1 protein-coding gene is annotated in these 2,158 nt (G+C 45.6%); it reads left to right on the top strand.

Features of this window, described 5'->3' with window-relative positions:
- Nucleotides 1-573: 573 nt before the first annotated feature.
- Nucleotides 574-2,046 (top strand): group II intron reverse transcriptase/maturase, encoded by a 1,473-nt coding sequence (gene ltrA, locus ACED48_RS20375; protein ID WP_029626754.1) that lies wholly within the window; start codon nt 574-576, stop codon nt 2,044-2,046.
- Nucleotides 2,047-2,158: the final 112 nt, after the last annotated feature.

Consider the following 2,158-nt stretch of genomic DNA (forward strand, 5'->3'; position numbering starts at 1 on the left):
GTGCGACGTGAAGTCGTATGAAGCGCTGTTCACCGCTAAACGAGTGAATCATCTGTATCACCAGATGAACCTAGGAGCCTGAATAAAGTAGCGGCTTTGACAATGTAACGAAGGTTGGTATTTTCCAATCGGGATTGAAATCGTGAGAGGACGATCCTCCTGATAACCACAACATCGGGTGAGTGCTAGGTAGTCAGCATGATGAACATAAGTGAATCCGCGTAAGGTGCGTTATGTTGTGAAACAGCGGAAGTGGTTAATACGCTGTAGCCAAAAGGCACGAGAGTCGGAAAGAGATTGCCCCATGCTCTTTCGTGATCATTGAACTCTCCGCACCATAGCGGGCATCTAAACTGACATTGCGTGACATACGGAACACGGTAAGCCTGTATCACTCCCTACGGGAAAGCCTCTGTGGCCGATAGTGATGCGGGTAGAGGAGGTTGGAAAAAGCAAAGGCTGCATTGTAATGACGCAGATACAGGTTTGTGCCTGATCACGAAAGTGAGCCCACTTCCAACTGGTCTCTCGTTGCGAGAGAGTTTGAAGAACTTTATTAAGGAAGAAAAGCAAATGACGATTTCGAATGAGATTAGTGCATCTTCTGACAGTGCACTGTGGCAATCCATTAACTGGAAGGCCGTAGAGGCGAACGTCTTAAAGCTTCAAATGCGTATCGCAAAGGCAACTAGAGACGGTAAACACGGCAAAGCAAAAGCATTGCAATGGATACTAACTCACTCTCGCTCAGCAAAACTTCTTGCTGTTAAGCGAGTTTCTCAAAATAAAGGCAGTAAAACGCCTGGAATAGACGGCGTTGTCTGGAACACAGACACGCGTCGTATGAAAGCAGTAAATCAACTGAGTCGGAAAGCTTATCAAGCGAAACCACTCAGGCGTATCTATATCCCCAAAAAGAATGGCAAGCTTCGACCTCTGGGCATCCCATGCATGATAGACAGAGCACAACAAGCGCTACACCTATTATCGCTAGAACCCATATCAGAAACAACTGCCGACCCGAATAGTTATGGCTTTAGAGCAAATCGTAGCACGGCTGACGCTGTCGACCAGTGCTTCAAGTGTTTGGCTTTAAAGAAATCGGCTAAATGGGTTCTTGAAGGAGATATTAAAGCTTGCTTCGACAAAATCGGGCATCAATGGCTTATGGATAACATCGCCATCGATAAACGGATGTTGGAGCAATGGCTAAAGTCAGGCTTTGTAGACAAAGGGCTGTTTTACGACACCGACGAAGGCACTCCTCAAGGCGGAATTATATCCCCCACCTTGATGTTGATGACGTTATCGGGTCTCGAACAGCGCATTAAGTCTACCGCGCTTAAGAAAGGAGCAAGAGCTAACTTTATTGGATATGCCGACGATTTCGTCGTCACTTGCGCTTCAAAGGAAGTGCTCGAGAACGATATCAAACCGTTGATTGCTGATTTCTTAGCGGAAAGAGGCTTAACATTATCCGAAGAGAAAACGCACATTACTCATATCAACGATGGCTTTGATTTTCTTGGGTTCAACCATAGGAAGTACAAAGGGAAACTGCTCATCAAGCCGAGTAAATCCAATACGTTGATGTTCTTAAGCAATCTGCGTGAACTCATCAAAAAGCACGTAACCCTTCCAGTGAATGATCTTATCAAACTGATAAATCCTAAACTCAGGGGATGGTCGAACTATTATCGGCACTGCGTAGCTAAACAGGTATTCGGATATGTAGGTCACAAGTTATTCCATACGTTATGGCACTGGGCTAAAAGGCGTCATCCAACAAAGTCTAAAACTTGGATTGCCCTAAAATACTTCATCAACCGAAAAGGCCAATGGCAGTTTCACGGTTGGCAGAAGATCATGGATATGGATTGCCAGTTCAATCTCTTCCAAATAGCCAAAGTGCCAATAGAAAGGCATGTGAAAATCCGAAGTGCAGCGACACCCTTTGACCCTCTTTACCAAGAATACTTGGTAAAGAGAAAATCTAAAAGGCTAGCTCGTAACTCTTGGAACGAACCTGCTTCGACTGCTTTATAAGTTGCTGGGTATCAAACGATGCCTTCGTGGAGGCTTGAGCCTAGTGCAGTGAAAGTTGCACGCTGGGTTCTTAGGGAGACGGCACTTGGTAACAAGTGTCGTCCACCCGACA

The organism is Vibrio sp. 5S239, from assembly GCF_041439575.1.
GTDB lineage: Bacteria > Pseudomonadota > Gammaproteobacteria > Enterobacterales > Vibrionaceae > Vibrio > Vibrio kanaloae.

Coding starts and splice junctions, on each gene's coding strand:
- ltrA (WP_029626754.1), top strand. CDS start 574: ATGACGATTTCGAATGAGATTAGTGCATCTTCTGACAGTGCACTGTGG.